Below are 5,742 nucleotides of genomic sequence, written 5' to 3'. Positions count from 1 at the left end.
GTGCAGACCTCGGCCTGGCCGCTGGGCCTGGTCGGCGTCGCGCTGCTGGCGCTGGCGGTCGCGCGTGTGGCGCCGGCGCGTGCGGCACTGTTCGGCTGGGCCTACGGCTTCGGCTGGCTGGCCGCCGGCACCTGGTGGCTCTACATCAGCATGCACCGCTACGGCGCGCTGCCGGCGCCACACGCGCGACCGCCAGCGCCAGCAGCGCGACGCCGACCAGGCCCAGCGGCCAGGCCGAGGTCTGCACGTAGGCCAGCGTCTGCAGTGCACCGAGCGCGGCCAGCAGCAGCGGCAGCACCCAAGGCGCGCGCACGCGAGGGGTCGAGACGATCACGCGGATCACCGCCGCCCCCTGCGGGCGGCGGCGCGGCGCACGCGCCTCACTGGAGCACCCTTCGGCCTACGGCCGGTCCCGCCAGGCGGGAATGAGCCCCGGACAAGTCCTGAGCGCTCATGCGCGCGGCTCGCCGGCCGCGCCCTGGCGCCAGACGCGGAACCAGCGCACGGCGCCGCCGCGCGTCAGCATCACCGAGAAACACAGGCCGCCGATGTCCAGCGACTCGCCGCGCCGCGGCACGCGCCCGAACTCGTGGGCGACGAGGCCGCCGATGGTGTCGAAGTCGGCCGTCGGCAGATCGACCGCGAAGGCGCGGTTGACGGCGTCGATCTCGACGTCGCCGGCGACCCGCTGCGTGCCGTCGGCCAGCGTGTAGATGCCGGTGTCCTCGCGCGCTTCGTCGCGCGCGTCGAACTCGTCCTCGATCTCGCCGACGATCTCCTCGAGCACGTCCTCGATCGTCACCAGCCCGGCGGTGTTGCCGAACTCGTCGATGACGATCGCCAGGTGGTTGCGGTTGGAGCGGAAGTCGCGCAGCAGCTCGTTCAGCGCCTTGCTCTCGGGCACGAAGACCGCCGGCCGCAGCAGCGTGCGCAGGTTCAGCTCGGGCGCTCGCTGCAGCTTCAGCAGGTCCTTGGCCAGCAGGATGCCGATGACGTTCTCGCGTCCGTCCTCGTAGACCGGGAACCGCGAGTGCCCGGCCTCGATGACGGCGCCCAGCAGCGCGTCGTAGTCGGCGTCGATGTCGAGCATGTCCATGCGCGGCGCCGCGACCATGACGTCGCCGGCGCTGAGCTCGGCCATGCGCAGCACGCCTTCGAGCATCAGCCGCGACTCGGGCTGGATCAGCTCGCGCTGCTCGGCAGCGGCGAGCGTCTTCATCAGTTCGTCCTTGCTGTCGGGCCCGGGCGAGATGAACTCGATCAGACGCTCGAAGAACGACCGCTTGTCCGCGTACGGAGCCGGCGCACCGCGCGCGGACTTGTTAGAAGGAGGTTCGGACACAAGGGTGTCGGCAGTGGGGGAGCCCAAGAATACCCCACGCGCTTGACACGGCCGGGGGCTTGCAAGACAGTCTGCCGCCCCCAACTGGCAAGGCTTGTCTTTCCCCTCCATCACCATGAGCAACGGACTGATCCCGGCCACCATCCTCACGGGCTTTCTCGGCAGCGGCAAGACGACGCTGCTCAAGCGCGTTCTGACCGAGGCCCACGGCCAGAAGATCGCCGTCATCGAGAACGAGTTCGGCGAGGAGAACATCGACAACGAGATCCTCGTCGCCGACACCGAGGAGCAGGTCATCCAGATGAACAACGGCTGCGTCTGCTGCACGATCCGCGAGGATCTGCGCTCGACGCTGTCGGACCTGGCCGACCGCCGCCGCAAGGGGCTGCTGCAGTTCGACCGCGTCGTCATCGAGACCACCGGCCTGGCCGACCCGGGCCCGGTGGCGCAGACCTTCTTCATGGACGACGAGATCGCCGAGAGCTATCTGCTGGACTCGGTCGTCACGCTGGTCGACGCGGTGCACGCCGGCGAACAGCTGAACACGCGCCAGGAGGCGCGCCGCCAGGTGGGTTTCGCCGACCGGCTGTTCATCAGCAAGGCCGACCTGGCCTCGGCCGCCGATCTCGAGGCGCTGCAATACCGCCTGCGCCAGATGAACCCGCGCGCGCTGCAGCGTTCGGTGCATTTCGGCGAGGTGGCGATCGCCGAGGTCTTCGACATCAAGGGTTTCAACCTCAGCGCCAAGCTCGACATCGACCCCGACTTCCTGGCCGACCAGGCGCATGAACACGAGCACCATCACCACGACGGCGAGGCCTGCGACCACCCGCATCACCACGCGCACGATGACGACGTCAAGTCCTTCGTCTTCCGCGCCAAGCGGCCGTTCAGCCCTGCCAAGCTGGAGGACTTCCTCGGCTCGGTGGTCCAGGTCTACGGCCCGAAGATGCTGCGCTACAAGGGCGTGCTGAACATGAAGGGCAGCGACCGCAAGGTCGTGTTCCAGGGCGTGCACCAGCTGATGGGCAGCGACCTGGGCCCCAAGTGGGCCCCGGGCGAGGACAAGCTCAGCAAGCTGGTGTTCATCGGCATCGACCTGCCGCGCGACATCCTCGAACAGGGGCTGGAGCAGTGCCTCGTCTGAGTGCGCCGACCGGCCTCGCCGAAGCCGGCCCGCGCCGGCCCGCGACGTGGCTACAATCCGCGCGCCTTAAGGCCGACCGGCCCCGGGGACCCGACCCAGGGCTGCGGGTATAACAGGACATTCATCGCGTCCCTGAACAAGGGCGAGGAGAGACTCTCGTGAGCAAGTCCCCAGCCAAGCCCGCGGTCGCCGCCGCCAAATCGGCCTCCAAGTCCGGCAAGGCCGCGGCGGTGCCCGACACCTCGCCCGTTCCCGCCCAGCCGGAACAGAACCGTTTCACTGCCCGTTTTGCGCCGGCCCGCCCGGCGCCCAAGAACACGACCGAACCGATGGACTTCATCAAGCCGGCCACGAAGGCCGACCCCAAGCTCGCCGAAGCCTGGAAGAACAAGTCCGGCCGCGACCTGACCGAGCCCGAACTGCTCGCGATGCCGGACAGCGAGTACATGAACGAGAAGCAGATCGAGTTCTTCCGCACGCGCCTGCAGGCGCAGAAGGACGACCTGCTCTCCAACGCCGGCGAAACGACCGAGCACCTGCGCGAGGACACCTCCATCGTTCCCGACCCGGCCGACCGGGCGACGATCGAGGAGGAGCACGCCCTCGAGCTGCGCACGCGCGACCGCGAGCGCAAGCTGCTGAAGAAGATCGCGCAGTCGATCGCGCGCCTGGACAGCGGCGAATACGGCTACTGCGACGAGACCGGCGAGCCGATCGGCCTGGCCCGCCTGCTGGCGCGCCCGACCGCGACGCTGTCGCTGGAGGCGCAGCAGCGCCGCGAACTCAAGCAGAAGATGTTCGGCGACTGACAGCCGCGACGGCCGGCGCCAGCCGCCGGCCGCACCGCGTGCCGCCAGCTACATTACGACCATGGCGGACCCCAAGGACGGCGAGAGCTTCTTCCGCAAGGTGGTTCGGTTCGTCGCCAATCCGACGACCGACTGGACCGAGCTGAACTCGCGCCAGGACGACAGCCGCGAACTCGAGATCGAGAAGACCGAGCTCAAGGCGATGATCGAGCGCAAGCGGCGCAACGACTTCGTCCGCAAGCGCGAGTTCGACATGCTGCGCCGCGTGCGCCGCGAGGGGCTGTCGCCCGAGCAGCTGGCTGCGCTCGGCGGCTCGTCCCGCCTCGACGACTCCGAAGCCCGGCTGCCCGACGGCAGCGGCACGCGCGGCGACTCCGGCGTCATGGAGAAGATCGACGCGATCGAGCAGCAGATGGTCGGCGACGGCTACGACGCCACCCGCATGGCTGGCCGCCCGCCGGTGTCGAGCGCGGTGCCGGCGCGCGAAAGCGCCCCCCGGCCCGCGACGGCCAACCCGCCGTCGCGCCGCGGCGGCCTCGAATTTGCCCCGGTCACGCAGCCCGAGCCCGGCCGGCTGCTGGACCCGATGCCGCCGCTGCCGACGCAGCCGGCGGCGATCCCGACGCTGACGCTGCAGACCGCGCTGCCCAGCGGCCTGGTGCCGATGGGCAGCGAGTTCGGCAGCGCGTTCGCGGTCGAGGTCAGCGAGGTCGTGCACGACCCCGAACTCGACGAAGCCGTCATCGCCTTCGCCAACGCCGACTTCAACACCTGCGAGCAGGCGCTGCAGCAGCTCACCGCCGCCGGCGGCGCCCGCGCCGAGCACGCCGAGACCTGGCTGGTGCTGTTCGACCTGTACCGGGCCACCGGGCAGCAGGTGCGTTTCGAGACGCTGGCGATCGACTACGCGCAGCAGTTCGGCTGGTCGGCGCCGCAGTGGTACTCGCTGCCCAAGCTGGTCGCCGAAGCCGTGGCCGAGGAGCGCCCGCGCGCCGGCGGCCCGTCGACCAAGTCCTCGGGCGAGGTCGGCTGGACCTGCCCCGAGGTGCTGGACCTGGACGCGCTGGCGCGGCTGCGTTCGCTGACGCTGCAGATGCCGCTGCCCTGGGTCTTCGACTGGAGCCGGCTGCGCTCGGTCGACCCCGAGGCCGCGATGCAGCTGTCGACGCTGTTTCGGCTGTGGGGCGGCCAGGCGCTGGAGATGCGCTGGATCGCCGGCGACCAGCTCTTCGGCGTGCTCGCCGAAGCCGCGCCCACCGGCGTGCGCGACGCCGACCCGGCCTACTGGCTGACGCGGCTGGACGCGCTGCGGCTGGTCAACCGCGCCGACCAGTTCGACGAGACCGCGATCGACTACTGCGTCACCTACGAGGTCTCGCCGCCGTCCTGGGAGCCGGCGCGCTGCCGGGTGCGCATCAGCGGCTCGGGCGCGTCGACGCGCACGCCGCCGATGTCGATGGTGGGCGAGGTGTCGACCAGCTTCCTCGAATCGGCGCTGCACGACGACACGATCACCCAGGTCGAGCAGGCGCACGTCGAACTCTCGGGCCAGCTCGTCGGCGACATCGGCGCCACGCTCGTGCTGCTCGACGGTCAGCTGGGCGCCGCGCCCATCGTCAGCGTGTCCTGCGCACGCCTGATCCGCGTCGACTTCATCGCCGCCGGCGACCTGCTGAACTGGGTCATCACCAAGGGCGAGACCGAGAAACGCTCGGTGCAGTTCGTCGACGCCCACCGCCTGGTCGCGCTTTTCTTCGGCGCGATGGGCATCAACGCCCACGCCAAGGTCCAGGTCCGCAAGGTCTGAGCGCACGCCAGACGACGGCATCGCGCGGAGGGTCTAATCGCCCTTGAAGCGGCCGGAGGCGGCCCAACCTGCAGCGGAACATGGAATCCTTTCACGGCACCACCATCCTCAGCGTGCGCCGCGGGCCGCTCGTCGCCATCGGCGGCGACGGCCAGGTGACGCTCGGCAACATCGTCGTCAAGTCGAGCGCACGCAAGGTGCGCAAGCTCTACCGCGACCAGGTGCTCGCCGGCTTTGCCGGCGCCACCGCCGACGCCTTCACGCTGTTCGAACGTTTCGAAGCCAAGCTCGAGAAACACCAGGGCCACCTGGTGCGCGCGGCCATCGAGCTGACCAAGGACTGGCGCACCGACCGCGTGCTGCGCCGCCTGGAGGCGATGCTGGCGGTAGCCGACGCGACCAGCTCGCTGATCATCACCGGCAACGGCGACGTGCTCGAACCCGAGCGCGGCATCGTCGCCATCGGCTCGGGCGGCGCCTACGCCCAGGCGGCGGCGCGCGCGCTGCTCGACCACACCGAACTCGCGCCCGAGGACGTCGTCAAACGTTCGCTCGAGATCGCCGGCGACCTCTGCATCTACACCAACCAGTCGCACACGATCGAGGTGCTGGGCGGCTGAAGGCCGCACCCGCACCC

At 70.1% G+C, this 5,742-nt stretch carries 6 protein-coding genes and 1 pseudogene; 5 read left to right on the top strand and 2 right to left on the bottom strand.

Annotated features, from left to right (window positions below; genetic code table 11):
* Positions 1-120: pseudogene (locus tag CKO43_RS26395) on the top strand (hypothetical protein); the annotation flags it as partial.
* Positions 121-145: 25 nt separating this feature from the next.
* Here CKO43_RS26395 and CKO43_RS26390 read toward each other — a convergent pair.
* Entirely contained in the window at positions 146-343 is a 198-nt protein-coding gene (locus tag CKO43_RS26390) for a hypothetical protein (protein ID WP_200380333.1), read from the bottom strand.
* Positions 344-451: 108 nt separating this feature from the next.
* Positions 452-1,342 carry an HlyC/CorC family transporter gene (locus tag CKO43_RS24750; RefSeq protein ID WP_346728413.1) on the bottom strand — a complete coding sequence of 297 codons (891 nt, stop codon included), beginning with the start codon at positions 1,340-1,342 and terminating at the stop codon, positions 452-454.
* Positions 1,343-1,457: 115 nt separating this feature from the next.
* On the opposite strand from CKO43_RS24750, the gene CKO43_RS24745 reads away from it, so the two are divergent.
* The 4 genes from CKO43_RS24745 to hslV all read left to right on the top strand — a co-directional run bounded on the left by CKO43_RS24745 (position 1,458) and on the right by hslV (position 5,725).
* Positions 1,458-2,489: a CobW family GTP-binding protein gene (locus CKO43_RS24745; RefSeq protein ID WP_200232319.1), complete on the top strand. Its 1,032-nt coding sequence runs from the start codon at positions 1,458-1,460 to the stop codon at positions 2,487-2,489.
* 158 nt (positions 2,490-2,647) lie between these two features.
* Complete coding sequence (gene dksA, locus CKO43_RS26385; RefSeq protein WP_346014519.1) at positions 2,648-3,298, top strand: RNA polymerase-binding protein DksA; 651 nt, start codon at positions 2,648-2,650, stop codon at positions 3,296-3,298.
* Positions 3,299-3,359: 61 nt separating this feature from the next.
* Positions 3,360-5,105: a hypothetical protein gene (locus CKO43_RS24735; protein WP_200232320.1), complete on the top strand. Its 1,746-nt coding sequence runs from the start codon at positions 3,360-3,362 to the stop codon at positions 5,103-5,105.
* Positions 5,106-5,185: 80 nt separating this feature from the next.
* Positions 5,186-5,725, top strand: a complete 540-nt coding sequence (gene hslV / locus CKO43_RS24730) for an ATP-dependent protease subunit HslV (RefSeq protein ID WP_200232321.1) — start codon at positions 5,186-5,188, stop codon at positions 5,723-5,725.
* The last annotated feature ends 17 nt before the right edge of the window (positions 5,726-5,742 follow it).

Origin of the sequence: Rubrivivax gelatinosus, from assembly GCF_016583785.1 — a bacterium.
In the GTDB taxonomy this organism is placed as follows: Bacteria; Pseudomonadota; Gammaproteobacteria; order Burkholderiales; family Burkholderiaceae_C; genus Rubrivivax; species Rubrivivax gelatinosus_B.
Note: the sequence above shows the minus strand (reverse complement) of the source record. Positions and strands in the feature narration are given on the sequence as shown.

What these genes read in the sequence shown, in the direction of transcription:
- CKO43_RS24735 (WP_200232320.1), top strand. Translation starts at nt 3,360, where the DNA reads ATGGCGGACCCCAAGGACGGCGAGAGCTTCTTCCGCAAGGTGGTTCGG.
- hslV (WP_200232321.1), top strand. Translation starts at nt 5,186, where the DNA reads ATGGAATCCTTTCACGGCACCACCATCCTCAGCGTGCGCCGCGGGCCG.
- CKO43_RS24745 (WP_200232319.1), top strand. Translation starts at nt 1,458, where the DNA reads ATGAGCAACGGACTGATCCCGGCCACCATCCTCACGGGCTTTCTCGGC.